This window comes from Bacillus sp. FDAARGOS_1420 (assembly GCF_019344915.1).
GTDB lineage: Bacteria > Bacillota > Bacilli > Bacillales > Bacillaceae_G > Bacillus_A > Bacillus_A mycoides.
This window is the reverse complement of the sequence record NZ_JAHWJB010000002.1, coordinates 3,415,021-3,433,443: the sequence shown is the minus strand read 5'-3', so window position 1 is coordinate 3,433,443 and position 18,423 is coordinate 3,415,021. Positions and strand designations below refer to the sequence as shown.

17 protein-coding genes and 2 other annotated features (1 of these 19 only partly in view) are annotated in these 18,423 nt (G+C 37.8%); of the genes, 14 read left to right on the top strand and 3 right to left on the bottom strand.

The window, feature by feature from the left end:
- Positions 1-206: 206 nt before the first annotated feature.
- From relA to I6L50_RS27830, 6 genes are all read left to right on the top strand, one after another.
- Complete coding sequence (gene relA / locus I6L50_RS27855) at positions 207-2,390, top strand: GTP diphosphokinase (RefSeq protein WP_002138443.1); 2,184 nt, start codon at positions 207-209, stop codon at positions 2,388-2,390.
- 17 nt (positions 2,391-2,407) lie between these two features.
- Positions 2,408-2,848 (top strand): D-tyrosyl-tRNA(Tyr) deacylase, encoded by a 441-nt coding sequence (locus I6L50_RS27850; RefSeq protein ID WP_016092357.1) that lies wholly within the window; start codon positions 2,408-2,410, stop codon positions 2,846-2,848.
- A 289-nt stretch (positions 2,849-3,137) separates the two neighbouring features.
- Complete coding sequence (locus tag I6L50_RS27845; protein WP_001242605.1) at positions 3,138-3,314, top strand: hypothetical protein; 177 nt, start codon at positions 3,138-3,140, stop codon at positions 3,312-3,314.
- Positions 3,315-3,368: 54 nt separating this feature from the next.
- Positions 3,369-3,599: a binding site (T-box leader), on the top strand.
- Positions 3,600-3,668: 69 nt separating this feature from the next.
- A complete protein-coding gene (gene hisS / locus I6L50_RS27840; RefSeq protein ID WP_012261743.1) occupies positions 3,669-4,940 on the top strand; it encodes a histidine--tRNA ligase in 1,272 nt (423 codons plus the stop codon).
- Positions 4,941-4,952: 12 nt separating this feature from the next.
- Entirely contained in the window at positions 4,953-6,728 is a 1,776-nt protein-coding gene (aspS, locus tag I6L50_RS27835) for an aspartate--tRNA ligase (RefSeq protein WP_002067242.1), read from the top strand.
- A gap of 342 nt (positions 6,729-7,070) precedes the next feature.
- The gene (locus tag I6L50_RS27830) at positions 7,071-7,838 is read left to right on the top strand and encodes a tRNA threonylcarbamoyladenosine dehydratase (protein WP_000903181.1); all 768 of its coding nucleotides are present in this window, start codon (positions 7,071-7,073) and stop codon (positions 7,836-7,838) included.
- Positions 7,839-7,994: 156 nt separating this feature from the next.
- On the opposite strand, the gene I6L50_RS27825 is transcribed toward I6L50_RS27830, so the two are convergent.
- Positions 7,995-8,636, bottom strand: a complete 642-nt coding sequence (locus I6L50_RS27825; RefSeq protein ID WP_219303576.1) for an RsfA family transcriptional regulator — start codon at positions 8,634-8,636, stop codon at positions 7,995-7,997.
- Positions 8,637-8,673: 37 nt separating this feature from the next.
- A complete protein-coding gene (locus I6L50_RS27820; protein WP_002067244.1) occupies positions 8,674-9,960 on the bottom strand; it encodes a replication-associated recombination protein A in 1,287 nt (428 codons plus the stop codon).
- A gap of 395 nt (positions 9,961-10,355) precedes the next feature.
- Here I6L50_RS27820 and cymR point away from each other — a divergent pair, with 395 nt between their 5' ends.
- From cymR to I6L50_RS27785, 7 genes are all read left to right on the top strand, one after another.
- Entirely contained in the window at positions 10,356-10,772 is a 417-nt protein-coding gene (gene cymR, locus I6L50_RS27815; protein WP_000704117.1) for a cysteine metabolism transcriptional regulator CymR, read from the top strand.
- A gap of 35 nt (positions 10,773-10,807) precedes the next feature.
- Entirely contained in the window at positions 10,808-11,953 is a 1,146-nt protein-coding gene (locus I6L50_RS27810) for a cysteine desulfurase family protein (protein WP_061689583.1), read from the top strand.
- A gap of 16 nt (positions 11,954-11,969) precedes the next feature.
- Positions 11,970-13,085: a tRNA 2-thiouridine(34) synthase MnmA gene (gene mnmA, locus I6L50_RS27805; RefSeq protein WP_002088752.1), complete on the top strand. Its 1,116-nt coding sequence runs from the start codon at positions 11,970-11,972 to the stop codon at positions 13,083-13,085.
- Between the two features lie 110 nt (positions 13,086-13,195).
- Complete coding sequence (locus I6L50_RS27800; RefSeq protein ID WP_219303575.1) at positions 13,196-13,855, top strand: tetratricopeptide repeat protein; 660 nt, start codon at positions 13,196-13,198, stop codon at positions 13,853-13,855.
- 107 nt (positions 13,856-13,962) lie between these two features.
- Positions 13,963-16,299 (top strand): SF1B family DNA helicase RecD2, encoded by a 2,337-nt coding sequence (recD2, locus tag I6L50_RS27795; protein WP_113935632.1) that lies wholly within the window; start codon positions 13,963-13,965, stop codon positions 16,297-16,299.
- Positions 16,300-16,426: 127 nt separating this feature from the next.
- Positions 16,427-16,615, top strand: coding sequence for a hypothetical protein (locus I6L50_RS27790; RefSeq protein ID WP_002015288.1), 189 nt, complete (start codon positions 16,427-16,429; stop codon positions 16,613-16,615).
- Between the two features lie 18 nt (positions 16,616-16,633).
- Positions 16,634-16,762, top strand: a complete 129-nt coding sequence (locus I6L50_RS27785) for a YrzQ family protein (protein WP_002015286.1) — start codon at positions 16,634-16,636, stop codon at positions 16,760-16,762.
- 36 nt (positions 16,763-16,798) lie between these two features.
- Here the strand turns inward: I6L50_RS27785 and I6L50_RS27780 are convergent, their stop codons facing one another.
- The gene (locus I6L50_RS27780; protein WP_002015285.1) at positions 16,799-17,011 is read right to left on the bottom strand and encodes a hypothetical protein; all 213 of its coding nucleotides are present in this window, start codon (positions 17,009-17,011) and stop codon (positions 16,799-16,801) included.
- A 158-nt stretch (positions 17,012-17,169) separates the two neighbouring features.
- Between I6L50_RS27780 and I6L50_RS27775 the strand changes: the two genes are divergently transcribed.
- Complete coding sequence (locus I6L50_RS27775; RefSeq protein WP_219303574.1) at positions 17,170-18,255, top strand: AI-2E family transporter; 1,086 nt, start codon at positions 17,170-17,172, stop codon at positions 18,253-18,255.
- A 112-nt stretch (positions 18,256-18,367) separates the two neighbouring features.
- Positions 18,368-18,423: a binding site (T-box leader), on the top strand (it continues 163 nt past the right edge of the window).

Sequence of the window (18,423 nt, the reverse complement as noted above, 5' to 3'; positions counted from 1 at the left end):
ATATAGGTGAAACTACGGTGATAAAAAAGTACCCGTGAATCTCTTGGAGAGGAGCGGGTACTTTTGTATAATTGCACAAAAAAACATGGTGAAATGTCAGTAAAATCTTTTCCTTTTCACAATTCACAATCATTGGGTTATAATGATAGAATATAATTTATTCTATTCAATAAAGATAAAGTCAATTTTCAATAAAAGGTGATTCGATGGCAAATGAGCAAGTACTAACAGCTGAACAGGTACTCGAGAAAGCAAGTCAATATTTAGCGGATGGAGATATTGAGCTAGTGGCACGTGCCTATGAATATGCGCGTGATGCACATAGCGAACAATATAGAAAATCGGGTGAACCATATATTATTCACCCAATTCAAGTTGCAGGTATTTTAGTTGATTTACACATGGATCCGGCTACAGTATCGGCAGGTTTCTTACATGATGTAGTGGAAGATACAGAAATTACATTAGAAGACATTGAACGGGAATTTAATAAAGAAATCGCTATGCTTGTCGATGGTGTTACAAAGCTTGGAAAGATTAAATATAAATCCCATGAGCAGCAACAAGCAGAAAACCATCGCAAAATGTTTATTGCAATGGCTCAAGATATTCGAGTTATTTTAATTAAACTAGCTGATCGTCTTCATAACATGCGTACATTGAAACATTTGCCTCAAGAGAAGCAGCGTCGCATTGCGAATGAAACGTTAGAAATCTTTGCACCTTTAGCACATAGACTCGGAATTAGTACTATTAAATGGGAGTTAGAGGATACGTCACTTCGCTATTTAAACCCGCAGCAATATTATCGTATTGTGAATTTAATGAAGCGTAAACGTGCAGAGCGTGAAGAATATTTAGATGAAGTAATGACTGGCATTCGCGAGAAATTAAAAGAGGTTTCAATTCAACCTGAGATTTCTGGAAGACCAAAACATATTTACAGTATTTATCGTAAAATGGCATTGCAAAATAAACAATTCAATGAAATTTACGATTTACTAGCTGTACGTGTCGTTGTGAATAGTATTAAAGATTGCTATGCGGTGCTTGGAATTATTCATACGTGCTGGAAACCAATGCCAGGTCGTTTTAAAGATTATATTGCAATGCCGAAAGCAAATTTATATCAATCTCTTCATACGACTGTAATTGGACCAAAAGGTGATCCGCTAGAAGTGCAAATTCGTACGAAAGAAATGCATGAGATTGCAGAATTCGGAATCGCGGCACACTGGGCGTATAAAGAAGGAAAAACAGCAGAAACAACAGGTACATTAGAGAAGAAACTAACTTGGTTCCGTCAAATATTAGAATGGCAAAATGAAGCTTCTAATGCAGAAGAATTTATGGAGTCATTAAAAATTGATTTATTCTCTGACATGGTATTCGTCTTTACACCAAAAGGCGATGTAATGGAATTACCACTTGGCTCTGTTCCAATTGATTTTTCGTATCGTGTCCATTCGGAAATTGGAAACAAGACAATTGGTGCAAAAGTAAATGGGAAAATGGTGACGCTTGATTATAAGTTGAAAACTGGTGACATCATTGAAATTTTAACATCGAAACATTCGTATGGTCCAAGTCAAGATTGGGTAAAGCTTGCTCAAACATCTCATGCGAAAAATAAAATACGTCAATTCTTTAAGAAACAACGTAGAGATGAAAATATTGAAAAAGGCCGTGAACTTGTTGAAAAAGAAGTGCGTGGCTTAGAGTATGAGATGAAAGAAGTATTAGCGCTTGATAATTTAAAACGTGTCGCTGAGAAGTTTAACTTTGCAAATGAAGAAGATATGTTTGCAGCAGTTGGATATAACGGAATTACAGCAGCGCAAATTGTTACGCGACTAACGGACAAGTTCCGTAAACAACGTGAAGAAGAAGACATCGTTGAAGTTAAAGAAGTTCGTAAACCGATGAAAATTCGAAAATGGGATTCTGGTGTAAAGGTAAGTGGTGCAGATAATTTGTTAATTCGTTTATCAAAATGCTGTAACCCAGTTCCAGGTGATGATATCGTTGGGTATATTACGAAAGGTCGAGGCGTATCAATTCACCGTTGCGATTGCGTCAATGTGCATACAGAAGAAGCGGTGGAGCGTTTACTAGAAGTAGATTGGGAAGGTAGTCCTGAAAAAGAAATTGAGTACAATGTTGATATTGAAATTTCAGGCTATGATCGTCGTGGTTTATTGAATGAAGTATTACAAGCTGTTACAGAAACGAAGACGTATATCTCAGCTGTTTCTGGTAGAAGTGATCGTAATAAGATGGCAACGATTAACATGTCGATTTCTATTCGAAACTTACAACACTTGAAAAAAGTAGTAGAGCGCATTAAACGTGTTCCAGAAATTTATGCCGTACGACGCATGATGCATTAATAGGGAGTGTAGAAAAGATGAGAGTTGTTTTACAACGATCAAAGGAAGCGTCTGTCACAGTAGATGGCGAGATTGTAGGACAAATTCCATTCGGTTTGACATTACTAGTTGGCATTACGCATGAAGATACAGAAAAAGATGCAACTTATATCGCAGAAAAAATTGCAAACCTACGTATTTTTGAAGATGAGAGCGGAAAGATGAACCACTCTGTACTTGATATGAAGGGACAAGTTCTATCTATTTCGCAATTTACATTATACGGAGATTGCCGCAAGGGAAGACGTCCAAACTTTATGGATGCTGCGAAACCTGATTATGCAGAACATTTATATGATTTCTTTAATGAAGAAGTTCGTAAACAAGGACTGCATGTGGAGACAGGACAGTTCGGAGCAATGATGGACGTTTCTTTAATCAATGATGGTCCGGTGACCTTAATTGTGGATAGTAAATAGTGTTGCTTAAGAAGAGGGGATTATATAATCCTCTCTTTTTTATACATTGTTGTATGTTTTGTTTATTTATCCCGCTATTTGTGGGAGTAAGACTCTCATCTCAAAATTCGGCGACTGCGAGGGAGTTAGATTGGGAGTCGGACGAATAATCAGTGGAGATGGACAAAACCCACTGATTAAAGTTTCACTTTAATTGGAATCAATAGCTGTTTTCAGTTATGTATAACTCTTTCATCAATATGGAACAATAACAAGTAAAACATCCATATTGAATGTGAGGGATATACGTATGCGTATGAATGAAAAAGGGCATTCTGTTACAAATGGTGCAAATCAACTGTTTAACGTGAATTTTCATGATTTTATTTCAAAAGAGCAAAACAATACTTCAATGGAGCTTGCTTCAGAGTTCGGAATTTCACTGCAAGATGTAAAGCGCCTAAAGAAGCAAATTGAGCGCTCTTAGAGCACTTGACAATCCTACTCAACAAACGTATAGTAATTTTATATTTACATATGAATATAGCCGTTGATAGAGGAGAGTAAATGAGATACACATGGAAAGAGAAGAAATGTCCTAGGCTGAAAACATTTCTACATGATGACTGATTGAATGACACTCTGTAGGTTTCAACTTGAAAGGCTTATACGCTTAGTAGAGATGAACGCAAATTTAAGCGTTATTAAAAAAGTGGAAGCATACGTGCTTCAATTAGGGTGGCACCACGGGTATAATACTCTCGTCCCTACTGTTCAAACAGTAGAGGCGGGAGTTTTTTTATTTTTATTAAGATTAAAACAATTTGAGGAGGAACTGAATATGTCTATTCAAATCCCACGCGGAACGCAAGATATTCTTCCAGGTAGTGTTGAGTTATGGCAGTATATCGAAGGGCAAGCGCGCGACATTTGCCGTCGTTACAATTATAAAGAAATTCGTACACCAATTTTTGAGCACACAGAGCTATTTTTACGTGGTGTTGGTGATACGACAGATATCGTACAAAAAGAAATGTATTCATTCCAAGACCGTGGAGAGCGTAGTTTAACATTACGTCCAGAAGGTACTGCACCTGTTGTACGTTCTTACGTTGAGAACAAAATGTTCGGTGATGCAACACAACCAACAAAATTATACTATATCGGCCAAATGTTCCGTTATGAAAGACCACAAGCAGGTCGCTATCGTCAATTCGTACAATTCGGTATTGAAGCAATTGGTAGTAACGATCCAGCAATTGATGCAGAAGTAATTGCACTTGCCGTAGAGTTTTACCGTGGTATGGGCTTAAAAAATATTAAAGTTGTATTAAATAGCTTAGGTGATGCAGCGAGTCGTCAAGCACACCGTGATGCGTTAATTGCTCACTTTGAGCCGCGCATCGGAGAATTCTGTTCTGATTGCCAATCTCGCTTAGAAAAAAACCCTCTTCGTATTTTAGACTGTAAGAAGGACCGTAATCATGAATTAATGAGCACGGCACCATCTATTACAGAATACTTAAACGAAGATTCAGCAGTATACTACGACAAAGTACAAGAACTACTAACGATGATGGATGTTCCATTTGAGAAAGATCCGAATTTAGTACGTGGTTTAGACTACTACCAACACACTGTTTTTGAAATTATGAGTGAGGCAGAAGGTTTCGGTGCTATCACAACATTAAGTGGCGGTGGCCGTTATAACGGACTTGTACAAGAAATCGGTGGACCGGAAATGCCAGGTATCGGTTTTGCGATGAGTATTGAGCGTTTAATTATGGCGCTGAAGGCTGAAAATATTGAGTTACCAATTGAACATAGTATTGATTGTTACGTTGTAGCACTTGGTGAAAAAGCGAAAGACCGTGCTGCAAAAGTTGCGTTCGATCTTCGTAAAGCTGGATTATCAGTTGAAAAAGATTATTTAGATCGCAAAATGAAAGCACAATTTAAATCTGCAGATCGTTTAAATGCGAAATACGTAGCTGTATTAGGGGAAGATGAGCTAGATAAAGGCATCATTAACTTAAAAGATATGGCAACAGGCGGACAAGAAGAAGTAGCGTTAGATGTATTTGCTTCATATGTAGCAGAGAAATTAATATAGGGGGAACTTAAAGTGGCTGAAAGAACACATGCATGCGGGAAAGTAACAGTAGAAGCGGTTGGACAAACAGTTCAATTAAAAGGTTGGGTACAAAAACGCCGTGATTTAGGTGGATTAATCTTTATCGACTTACGTGACCGTACAGGTATCGTACAAGTTGTATTTAATCCAGAAACATCAAAAGAAGCGTTAGAAGTAGCAGAAACGATTCGTAGCGAATACGTATTACACGTAGAAGGTACAGTTGTTGAACGTGGTGAAGGCGCAATTAATGATAATATGGCAACTGGTCGTATTGAAGTACAAGCATCGAAAGTAAATGTATTAAACGCAGCGAAAACAACGCCAATCATTATTGCTGATGATACAGATGCATCAGAAGATGTGCGTTTAAAATATCGTTACTTAGACTTACGTCGTCCTGCAATGTTCAACACATTCAAAATGCGTCATGACGTAACGAAAACAATTCGTAACTTCTTAGATACAGAAGAGTTCTTAGAAGTCGAAACACCAATTTTAACGAAGAGCACGCCAGAAGGAGCTCGCGACTATTTAGTACCAAGCCGTGTGCATGATGGTGAATTTTATGCATTACCTCAATCTCCGCAGCTATTTAAACAGCTTCTTATGGTCGGTGGATTTGAACGTTACTATCAAGTAGCACGTTGTTTCCGTGACGAAGATTTACGTGCGGACCGTCAACCGGAATTCACGCAAATTGATATCGAGGCATCATTCTTAACACAAGATGAAATTTTAGAAATGATGGAGCGTATGATGACGAAAGTCATGAAGGATGCAAAAGGTGTAGAAGTTAGTGCACCATTCCCTCGTATGAAATATGCTGATGCAATGGCTCGCTTTGGTTCTGATAAGCCGGATACACGCTTTGAAATGGAACTAAAAGACCTATCTGAATTTGCAGTAGGTTGTGGATTTAAAGTATTTACAAGTGCTGTAGAAAACGGCGGACAAGTAAAAGCGATTAACGCAAAAGGTGCAGCGAGCAAATACTCTCGTAAAGACATCGATGCATTAACTGAATTCGCCAAAGTATACGGTGCAAAAGGTCTAGCTTGGCTTAAAGTTGAAGAAGACGGCTTAAAAGGACCGATTGCGAAATTCTTCGGTGAAGAAGATGCAAACGTGTTAATGAGTACATTAGAAGCGGATGCTGGTGACTTATTACTATTCGTAGCAGATAAGAAAAGCGTTGTTGCAGATAGTTTAGGTGCACTTCGTTTACGTTTAGGTAAAGAGCTTGAGTTAATTGACGAAAGTAAATTTAACTTCCTATGGGTAACTGATTGGCCACTTCTTGAGTACGATGAAGATGCAGATCGTTACTTCGCAGCTCACCACCCATTCACAATGCCATTCCGTGAAGACGTTGAGTTATTAGAAACAGCACCAGAAAAAGCACGTGCACAAGCATATGACCTTGTATTAAACGGTTATGAGCTTGGCGGTGGATCACTTCGTATTTACGAGCGTGACGTACAAGAAAAAATGTTCAAAGCACTTGGATTCTCACAAGAAGAAGCACAAGAACAATTCGGATTCTTATTAGAAGCATTCGAATACGGTACACCACCACACGGCGGAATCGCATTAGGTTTAGACCGTCTTGTTATGTTACTTGCAGGTCGTACGAACCTTCGTGATACAATTGCATTCCCGAAAACAGCAAGCGCAAGCTGCTTATTAACAGAAGCGCCAAGCCCAGTTGCAGAAGCTCAGCTTGAAGAGCTAAGCTTAAAATTGAGCTTGAAAGAAGAGAAGTAAGAATAGAGTCTAGATGGTTATACTATAGCCGTCTAGGCTTTTTTTGAGGGGAATTTTAAAAAGTCCGGTTCAGATAACTGTCGCATCTCATCGTTACGTATGCTAGTCCGGTGCTCGAGTAGTACTCCTACACTGCGCTCCTCCTAGCATACGTGCCTCAATCTGCTCGGTTCTCTGAATCCTCCTTTTTAAACGTATACGTAAGAAAAAAGTCCGGTTTAGATTATGTTTTCCTTGTTTGAATATGTATTTTTAGGAATTCTATAACTTTTTCTATACAAATAGTCGGAAAAACGCTAGAATACATGGTAGACCATTTTTGTAATAGGAGTGTAGAGCTGAATGTTACATCAATTTTCACGTAATGAATTAGCCTTTGGAAAAGAAGGCCTTGAAATATTAAAAAATAGTACAGTCGGTATTTTAGGTATTGGCGGCGTAGGATCATTTTCGGCAGAAGCGTTAGCACGTTCTGGCGTAGGACGTCTTGTATTAGTTGACAAAGATGTTGTAGATATTACAAACGTAAACCGTCAAATTCACGCGTTAGTATCTACTGTAGGACGTTCAAAAGTAGAATTAATGAAAGAGCGTATTGCAGATATTAATCCAGAGTGTGAAGTAATTGGACTAGAGATGTTTTATACAGATGAAACATATGAAGAGTTCTTTAAACACGGTTTAGATTTCGTAGTAGATGCATCTGATACGATTACGTTCAAAATTCATTTAATTAAACAATGTTTACGTCGTAAAATCAAAATTATCTCATGTATGGGTGCGGCAAATAAAATGGACCCAACTCGTTTCCGTATTGCGGACATTTCTAAAACACATACAGATCCAATTGCGAAAGTAATTCGTACGAAGCTTCGTAAAGATGGTATTAAAAAAGGTGTAAAAGTTGTCTTCTCTGACGAAAACCCAATCGTAATTCGTGAAGAAGTACGTAAAGAAATCGTACCAGACGAAAATGCAAAAATTCGTAAAGCAAAATTACCACCTTCTTCAAATGCGTTCGTACCATCTGTGGCTGGTTTAATTATGGCAAGTCACGTTGTACGTGAGCGTATTAAAAACGTAGAAGTGAAGCGTGTAGGGCAAGAATAAAAAGGAAGCATATATCGTTTAGGATATATGCTTTTTGTATGTTTTAAAGAAATATCGATGTCGAATCGTTAATATAATTACATTTACTGTGGGGCTTTTTCACTAAGGGAAAATAAACAGGGATGTCACTTAGTTGAAAAAGTGGCATCCCTGTTTTTAGTTTTCTGCAGAATATATAATATCTAAATTTCCATTTTGATCGGTTTTGAAAATCGGAGCAATTTGCTCTTCTTGTTCTTCGACCGAAACAAGTTTTCGAGCACGATCCATAATTCTAACAAGCATTGCATAATCTTCTTCGATTGCTTGTTGTTTTTTTGTGAGAACAGCTAATTTTGCTTCAAGTTCATTATTCGTTTTTTGCAGGGAAGTGAGCTGATCTTGTAATACGTCATTTTCAGTTTGTAACTTTGCGAGTGAAGGGTTATTGTGCTCCAAGTTTTGCAAAAATGAGATGACATTTTGCATTGTAAGACCTTGTTTATTTGGGACAATATCTTCTGAAAACTCGGCATCGATTACGAGCTGCCGAGTTTGTGTGAACTGCTCTTTTTCTATTTTAGCTTCCGAACGCTTTAATTCTTTACGTTGTTTTTTTGCGATTTGCACCGCATCTTCATAATATGGTCTTACTTCAGCATTCCATCTAAAGCCACAAGCTGCTGAAGTTCGGTTTAATGTATCACCAACTTCATCGAATGCTTTTATTTGTGTACTTCCGCTGCGAATATGTCGTAAAACAGTTTCTGCTAAAAGGAGATCGTCTTCTTTTGTCCATGCATCTTGACGTGTTTTCATAAGCGAACCCTCCGTAATGGTGACGTTTTCGCTTATATTACCCTTTATTCTTCGTTTTATGCGAACTTTGTAATCTTTCATAAACAGTAGAAAGTGCTTGTTCAAATTTTCCTGTCGTTTTCGGTTTATAATATTGCTTATTTTTAATTTTATCAGGTAAGTATTGTTGTTGTACCCAACCGTTTGGGTGATCGTGTGGATATAAATATCCGATGCCCCTTCCTAACGATTCGGCTCCTTTATAATGACTATCTTTTAAATGACTTGGAATATCGCCTGTTTGGCCATTACGTAAATCGTGTAGTGCGGCATCGAGTGCTTTATAGGCCGAGTTTGATTTCGGTGATAGACAAAGTTCAATAACAGCATTTGCAAGTGGTATGCGTGCCTCTGGGAAGCCGACCCGTTCAGCTGATTCAATCGCTGCAAGTGTACGTTGTCCAGCTTGTGGGCTAGCAAGTCCGATATCTTCATATGCCATAATAAGCAGACGTCTACCGATGCTTTGTAAGTCACCAGCTTCAATAAGACGTGCTAAATAATGAAGTGCGGCGTTCACATCACTTCCGCGTACTGATTTTTGAAAAGCAGATAAAACGTCATAGTGAGCATCGCCACCTTTGTCGTGAACAAAACTCTTTTTCTGTAAGCATTCTTCCGCGATTTCAAGTGTAATTTCCGCGGCTTTGTCGTCAGTTGTAAAGCTAGATAAAACAGCTAGTTCAAGTGCATTATAAGCTGAGCGCATATCTCCGCCTGACGCATTTGCAAAGTGATGTAATGCCTCATCCGTAACAGTTACATCATATTCCCCAAGCCCTTTTTCTTTATCTTCAAGCGCTCGTTTTAAGCCAATTAAAATATCATCTTCTGTTAATGCGTGTAATTCGAAGATTTGACAACGACTTCGAATAGCAGAATTAATAGCATGGAACGGATTGCTTGTCGTTGCACCAATTAAAGTAAGAAGTCCGCTTTCTAAATGGGGTAATAGAAAGTCTTGCTTCGCTTTATCTAGCCTATGAACTTCATCCAAAATTAAAACGAGGTGCCGATGCATCTTCGCTTCTTGTACGACAACTTCCATATCTTTTTTATTATGAGTAACAGCGTTTAAGAGGCGAAACAGGGTTCCAGTACTTCCTGCAATTGCGCTAGCAATTGATGTTTTTCCTGTGCCTGGAGGACCGTATAAAATCATTGATTGAAAATGATTTGCTTGGACCATTCGCCATAAAATCTTGCCTTCACCAACTAAATGCTGTTGTCCGATAATTTCTTGAATATTTGTAGGGCGCATTCGATGTGCGAGTGGTTGTTTCATTTGACCCTCTCCCTTAATGTATAATCTCATTCTATCGTATCATTTTTTTTGATGAAATTTGAAATAGGATGCTGTTTTGTGGGGAAAATGAATACGAATATTCCTATTTTTCTTTCAATTGTAATAATTTCCGAGTTTTTCAATGTGATTTTATGTTATCATTTTGATACACAAGTTGAAATTTCTTATAATACTATATTATGCTATAATTTCATAGGATTTTAAATTGTGTTCTTTTATAAAGTGAAACTTTAATTAGTGGGGGTTTTGTTCATCCCCCACCTAACTTCTTTGCTCCAGCCGAATTGTGAGGTGGGAGTTTTACTGCCCGCAAATGGCGGGATAAATAAGATATAACCAATAGAAGTGAAAATTTGAAAAGAGGTGCAAAATAGATGAAGATTTCAACGAAAGGCCGCTACGGCTTAACAATTATGATCGACCTTGCAAAAAAGTTTGGTGAAGGCCCAATTTCATTAAAATCAATTGCACAGGCACATGACCTATCTGAGCATTACTTAGAGCAATTAATTTCACCACTTCGTAACGCTCGTCTTGTAAAGAGTACGCGTGGTGCATATGGCGGATATGTATTATCTGATCAGCCAGTCAACATTACAGCTGGAGATGTAATCCGTGTACTAGAGGGTCCAATTAGTGTTGTAGAAATGATAGAAGAAGAAGAACCAGCACAACGCCAATTATGGATGCGTGTTCGTGATGCAGTGCAAGAAGTATTAGATAGTACAACTTTAGAAGATTTAGTACGTTATGAGGAAGAAAATCACGGGGGCTATATGTTTTACATTTAATTCCTTGTGAAACGATTTGGAAAGAAGGAGATTTAATGGAACGCATTTACTTAGATCATGCTGCGACATCTCCGACTCACCCAGAAGTGGTCGAAAAGATGATTCCATATATGACAGAAACATTTGGAAACCCGTCTAGTATTCACTTTTATGGGCGTCAAACGCGCCATGCGGTAGATGAGGCGAGACGTGTGTGTGCACGTAGCATTCACGCGAGTCCAAATGAAATTATATTCACGAGCGGTGGTACAGAAGCTGATAATTTAGCGCTTATAGGTGTAGCGCGTGCGAATCGTCATAAAGGTAACCACATTATTACAACGCAAATTGAACATCATGCGATTTTGCATACGTGTGAATTGTTAGAGCGTGAAGGATTTGAAGTGACGTATTTACCTGTTGATGAAACAGGGCGTGTTCAAGTTTCTGACATACAAAAGGCACTAACGGAAGAGACGATTCTTGTATCTATTATGTTCGGGAATAATGAAGTAGGGACAATACAACCAATTGTGGAAATAGGAAAGTTGTTAAAAGAGCATCAAGCTTATTTCCACACAGATGCTGTACAAGCTTACGGTTTAATAGAAATAGATGTGAAAGAGTTTGGTATTGATTTATTATCGATTTCCGCTCACAAAATTAACGGCCCAAAAGGTGTAGGGTTCCTATATGCTGGTGCAAATGTGAAATTTGAACCGTTATTAATAGGCGGAGAGCAAGAAAGAAAACGTCGTGCTGGTACTGAAAATGTACCTAGTATTGTTGGACTTCAACATGCAGTTTCGCTAGCTGAAAAAACTCGTGAGCAAAAAAATGCCCAATATGAAGAGTTTAAAGATATAATGGTATCTGTCTTCAAAAATGAGGACATTCATTTCGAGGTAAACGGAGACTTGGAATATCGCTTACCACATGTGTTTAATATAAGTTTTACAGGAATGAATATTGAACCGTTTCTTGTAAACCTAGACTTAGCTGGTATTGCAGTATCAAGTGGTTCTGCTTGTACAGCTGGTTCGATTGATCCATCACATGTATTAGTGGCGATGTTCGGAAAAGACTCCGATCAAATACGTTCATCCGTACGCTTTAGTTTCGGACTTGGAAATACGAAAGAGCAAATTGAAAAAGCGGCGTACGAAACAGTGAAAATCGTGAAGCGATTAACACAAAATTAGCATGGGAGGTGACATGATGAACAAACTACCTCAAGAAACACGCGTTGTCATCGGGATGTCCGGTGGCGTCGATTCATCTGTAGCAGCTCTTTTATTAAAAGAGCAAGGTTATGATGTAATCGGAATTTTTATGAAAAACTGGGATGATACAGATGCAAATGGTGTCTGCACAGCAACAGAAGATTACAATGATGTAATTGAAGTGTGTAACCAAATCGGCATTCCGTATTATGCAGTAAACTTTGAAAAACAATACTGGGATAAAGTATTTACGTACTTTTTAGATGAGTACCGAGCTGGTCGTACACCAAACCCAGATGTAATGTGTAACAAAGAAATTAAATTTAAAGCATTTTTAGAGCATGCAATTGCACTTGGTGCTGATTATGTAGCAACAGGTCATTATGCACGCGTTGCTTATATGGACGGCGAATATAAAATGCTTCGCGGCGTTGATGACAATAAAGATCAAACATATTTCTTAAATCAATTAAGCCAAGAGCAACTATCAAAAACAATGTTCCCATTAGGTGAATTAAAGAAACCACAAATTCGCGAAATGGCGACAGAAGCTGGTTTAGCGACAGCGGCGAAGAAAGATAGTACTGGTATTTGCTTCATCGGTGAGCGTAACTTTAAAGATTTCTTAAGTAACTATTTACCGGCGCAACCAGGTGTGATGCAAACATTATCTGGTGAAGTGAAAGGGAAACATGATGGTTTAATGTATTATACAATTGGACAACGTCATGGCCTTGGTATTGGTGGTAATGGTGATCCGTGGTTTGCTGTTGGGAAAAACTTGAAAGAAAACATTTTATATGTTGACCAAGGATTCCATAACGAACTTCTATATGGTGATGAAGTTATTGCTACGAATGTAGGCTGGGTAAGTAATAAAGCGAAGGAAAAAGAATTTACGTGTACAGCGAAATTCCGTTATCGTCAAGCAGACAATAAAGTAACGGTTCAAATCGTTGATGAAAATACAGTTCGTATTCTTTGTGATGAGCCAATTCGTGCGATTACGCCAGGCCAAGCAGTTGTTTTCTATGATGGAGATGAGTGCTTAGGCGGCGCTACAATTGATGAAGTATATCATAGTGGTAAGAAATTAGATTATTTAGGATAACACGAGAAGCCTCTGCCGATTAGCGGTTAGAGGTTTCTTTTACATAAAGCGAATTTTCGTTCGCTTGGAAAATACATTCTTTGTTATAATTTGTTGTAGAGGTGAAGGATATGTCAAACAAACTTGAAACAGGTATTAAATATATGCAAGAAGGAAACTGGGAAGAAGCAGCTAAAAATTTCACAGAAGTAATCGAAGAAAATCCGAAAGATGCGCTTGGATACATTAACTTTGCGAATTTATTAGATGTATTAGGTGATAGTGAGCGAGCAATTGTATTTTATAAACGTGCATTAGAATTAGATGGTAAATCTGCGGCTGCTTATTATGGCTTAGGAAATGTATATTACGGTCAAGAGCAATTTGCAGAGGCAAAGGCTGTATTTGAACAAGCGATGCAAGCGGGATTACAATCAGCTGATGTAACATTTATGTTAGGTATCACGCATGTGCAACTTGGCAATGACCGTCTTGCGCTGCCATTTTTACAAAGAGCAACTGAATTAGATGAAAATGATGTAGAAGCTGTTTTCCAATGCGGACTTTGCTTCGCGCGACTAGAACATATTCAAGAGGCGAAACCTTATTTTGAAAAGGTATTAGAAATGGATGAAGAGCATGCAGATGCGTATTATAATTTAGGTGTTGCGTACGTATTCGAAGAAAATAACGAGAAAGCTCTTACTTTATTTAAGAAAGCGACTGAAATTCAAGCAGACCACTTTTTAGCTGGTAATGGTATTCGTTTATTAGAGCAAGAAGCTGAATAAAGTGAAATTATAGTTTAATGCGCAGTTACCCCTCATCTAAAGACTGTGAAAGAGGTGGGGGATGTACTGCTCATTAAAGTGAAAAGAACTCGGAAAGGAGAGGAAATATGGGAAATCAACATGCAATGGATTTGTTTGAGGAAGAGAAAAAATTTATAAAAGCGCAAGTTCTTCATACCATTTTCCACAACGAAGAAAACCTCTATTCCGTTGTCAGTATGAAAGTCATTGAAACGAATGAAACATACGACGAAAAAAAAGTAATGATAAACGGTCATTTTCCCCGTATGCATGAAGATGAAGTGTTTACATTAACAGGTCATTTTAAAGACCACCCAAAGTATGGAAAACAATATTTAGTTGAAACGTTTAAAAAAGAACTGCCACAAACAAAAGCAGGTATGGTGCAATATTTAGCGAGCGATTTATTTAAAGGGATTGGAAAGCGTACAGCCGAAAAGATCGTGGACCATCTCGGTGAGCATGCGATTTCTAAAATTATGGATGATCCTGATGCGCTAAATGGTGTTGTAAACAAGCAAAAGGCGCAGGAAATATATGAGACGATTATTGAGCATCAAGGGCTCGAGAAAGTGATGAGTTTTTTAAATGGTTACGGTTTTGGAACAAAACTTTCTATTAAAATTTATCAGCAATATAAAGAGATGACATTAGAAGTGATTCGTAATAATCCGTATAAACTTATTGAAGAAGTGGACGGAATTGGATTTGGAAGAGCAGATGATATAGGACGTGCAATCGGAATAACGGGCAATCACGACGACCGTGTACGTGCAGGGTGTTTTTATACGTTAGAGAATATTTCATTACAACTCGGTCACGTGTATATGGAAAAAGGTCAGCTTGTAAGAGAAACGATGTCACTTTTAAATAATCAAGAAGGCAGAGTGACTGAGGAAGATATTGTAGGCTGTGTTGAAATGATGCAAAGCGAAGGGAAAGTCATTATAGAAGAAGAGCGAGTGTATTTAGCTTCTTTATTCTATTCTGAGAAAGGCGTTGTAAAGTCAATTCGTCGTCTTATGAATCAAGAAGAAACCCCTGCATTCCCTGAAGCAGAAGTGTTAAAAACATTAGGAGAAATTGAAGAACAGCTAAAGGTACAGTATGCGCCGCTTCAGCAAGAAGCAGTTCAAACTGCACTTCATAAGCCGATGATGTTATTAACAGGTGGACCAGGGACGGGGAAAACAACAGTTATTAAAGGAATTGTTGAAATGTATGCGTCACTTCACGGAGTATCATTAAATCCGAATGAATATAGTGATGATAATCCATTTCCAATATTATTAACGGCCCCAACTGGAAGAGCGGCGAAGCGCATGAGTGAATCGACAGGACTTCCAGCTTGCACAATTCATCGTCTGCTTGGATGGACGCCAGAAGGATCTTTTCAGCGCAATGAAACAGACCCTGTACAAGGGAAGCTCCTTATTATTGATGAGTTTTCGATGGTAGATATTTGGCTTGCAAATCAGCTATTCAAGTCACTTCCGACAAATATTCAAGTTATCGTTGTAGGTGATGAAGATCAGTTGCCATCTGTAGGACCTGGACAAGTGTTAAAAGATTTATTGAATGCAGGTGCGGTTCCAACGGTCAAGCTTACAGAAATTTATCGTCAAGCGGAAGGGTCATCTGTTATTCAACTTGCCCATGCGATAAAAGACGGAACACTTCCACCAGATTTAGCGCAAAATAAAAAAGATCGTTCATTTATCAGCTGTGCAGGTGCTCAAATTGTTGAAGTTGTAAAAAAAGTATGTGAAAACGCGAAGACGAAAGGGTTTAGCGCAAGAGATGTACAAGTGTTGGCACCTATGTACCGCGGACCGGCAGGTATTAATGTGTTAAATGAAGCTCTCCAAGAAGTGTTCAATCCGAAAAAAGAAAAAAGTAAAGAAATTGCCTACGGTGACGTTGTATACCGCAGAGGTGATAAAGTACTTCAATTAGTCAATCAGCCGGAAAGCCAAGTATTTAATGGTGATATCGGAGAAATCGTTTCGGTGTTTTATGCGAAAGAAAACGTTGAGCAACAAGATATGATTATCGTTTCATTTGATGGGATTGAAGTAACGTATACAAAGCCAGATTTAAATCAAATTACACATGCATATTGCTGCTCGATTCATAAATCACAAGGTAGTGAATTTCCGATTGTTATTATGCCGATTGTAAAAAGCTATAACCGTATGTTACGTCGTAATTTAATTTACACGGGTATTACAAGGAGTAAGAAATTCCTTATTATTTGCGGGGAGGAAGCAGCGTTTCAATCCGGTGTAAATCGCCTTGATGATGCAATGCGTCAAACGACTTTAGCTGGCCGATTGCAAGAATCACAAGGAGAAGTGCAGATGGTGACGGTTAATGGTGAAGAAATGGACGTGGAAAACATTTCACCGTATGATTTCATGTAACAAGGTGAAATTATATAGTGAACCTTTCAAACGTATAACGTTGAAAGGTTCTAGCAATGTATAAATGAATGCAGTTTGGACATAATGGCGAATAGAATCTGGGAGACTGTAAGGAGATGAAAGCCATATGTTCAGTTGTCCAAATTGCAAAGGGAAAGACATCGGAAAAATAGGTGTCAACCAATTTTATTGCTGGAATTGTTATATTGAATTATCGGTTTCAAAGGGGAAAATCCATACACATCAAGTAGAGGAAGATGGTTCATTAAGCTCTCTTGATGATTTATTTGATGATAATGAAAGAACGATCGGATAACGAAAAGGGGGATTTACTTTGAATCTACGCAATTCATTAATCGCATTAGGTGTTGGAGCTGCAGCATATCAATATGCTCGCAAACAAGATGTATTCTCAAAACGCAATGTGAAAAAAGCACGTAAGATGATTAAGTCTTATTTATAAGGCGTAAAAAACTCCCTTTATGATAAGGGAGTTTTTTTATGCGCTTGTATGCAAATATAAAAGTCCGATTTCAGAGAAGAGATAAGATAAACCGTAGCATCCAACGCCAAGCATTCCATAATGCCATAAGTGCTTCGCTCTTTCCTTTCGTGAGGAACGAATAAAGAAGCCTTTCCAAATACCAAACCCGATACAAATCCATTCAAGAAGCATAAAAAGTGCGGATAATGCAAGCATAAATAAGATCATTATGAGCCCTCCTGATTATATTTTGACATTCTGTATTTTCAGGGGTGGTTGTCCTTATTATGTTAAATATATGTACGTCTTTAAAAAACAGTATGGTCTGTATAAAAAGATTTTAAAACTTTTGCACATAACCTAACCTATTTATTTTCAAAATAAAGATGGAGGAGGTTTTTCGTGTGAAGAATCTTAAAATCATTTGGATATATCGTTTAGGATTATTGTTACTCGTTTTTCTTTGTTTGCTCGTCTTTTTAAAAATTAAGCCACTATGGGCACCGATTATTTTTGTATTTAAAGTGGCGATCACACCGTTCTTTATTGCTTGTTTTATTGCTTATTTATTACACCCTTTAATTGAAAAAATCCATAAGGAAGGAATGCCACGCACACTTGCTATTTTGCTCATTTATATTCTTTTCTTTGGTGGAATTGGCTATGGAATTTATAAAGGAACGCCAGTTGTTATTAAACAGTTACAAGAAATTAATGAACAATTTCCACAGTTTACAAAAATGTACGATTCTTGGATGGATGGAGTTACAGAACAAACAGCGAATTTCCCATCATTTATTCATGAAAAGGTGAAACAAATTTTTGGTGGTGTAGAAACGAAGATTCAAGCGCTTTTAAATAAAGTCATGAGCACAGCTCGTGGTGTACTGGATTCGTTACTCATTATTTTCTTAATTCCATTCATTGTATTTTACATATTAAAAGATTACGGTGAGTTTTATCATATATTTTGGAAATTAGTCCCGAGTAAGTGGCGTAGTACGGGTCAAATGCTTGCGAAAGAAATTGATAAGTCACTCGGAAGTTATATTCGAGGACAGTTATTTGTTTGCTTAGTATTAGGGGGAGTATCTGTTCTTTCTTTTTGGTTTATCGGTATGAAATATCCATTGCTGCTCGGCATTATTATTGGGGTAACGGATATAATCCCGTACTTTGGTCCTATTTTAGGGGCGATTCCCACGTTGATGATTGCGGCAACGGTATCAACGAGTTTACTCATTAAGGCGGGGATTACAATTGCTATTTTGCAATTTTTGGAAAGTAACATTTTATCGCCTTACATCGTTGGTAAGTCGCTTCGTATGCATCCCGTTATTATTATGCTCGCATTACTAGTTGGAGGAGAGATAGCCGGGATTGTAGGATTGCTAATATCGGTTCCAATTTTAGCTGTTATTCGTACAGTGATCGTTCATGTGAGGCCTCTTTGGAAAAGAGAAGATATTTAAAATGAAAAGTAGATGCTTATGTAGCTAACGAAAATGTGTGTAGTACAATATAATTATTATTATCTACATTGACAAACTTAAGAGAATTCTATTATATTTAGTCATATAATACATTAAATCAATGACGGAACAAGTATGTTACAGTCCATTTATAGAGAGAAGCTTCCA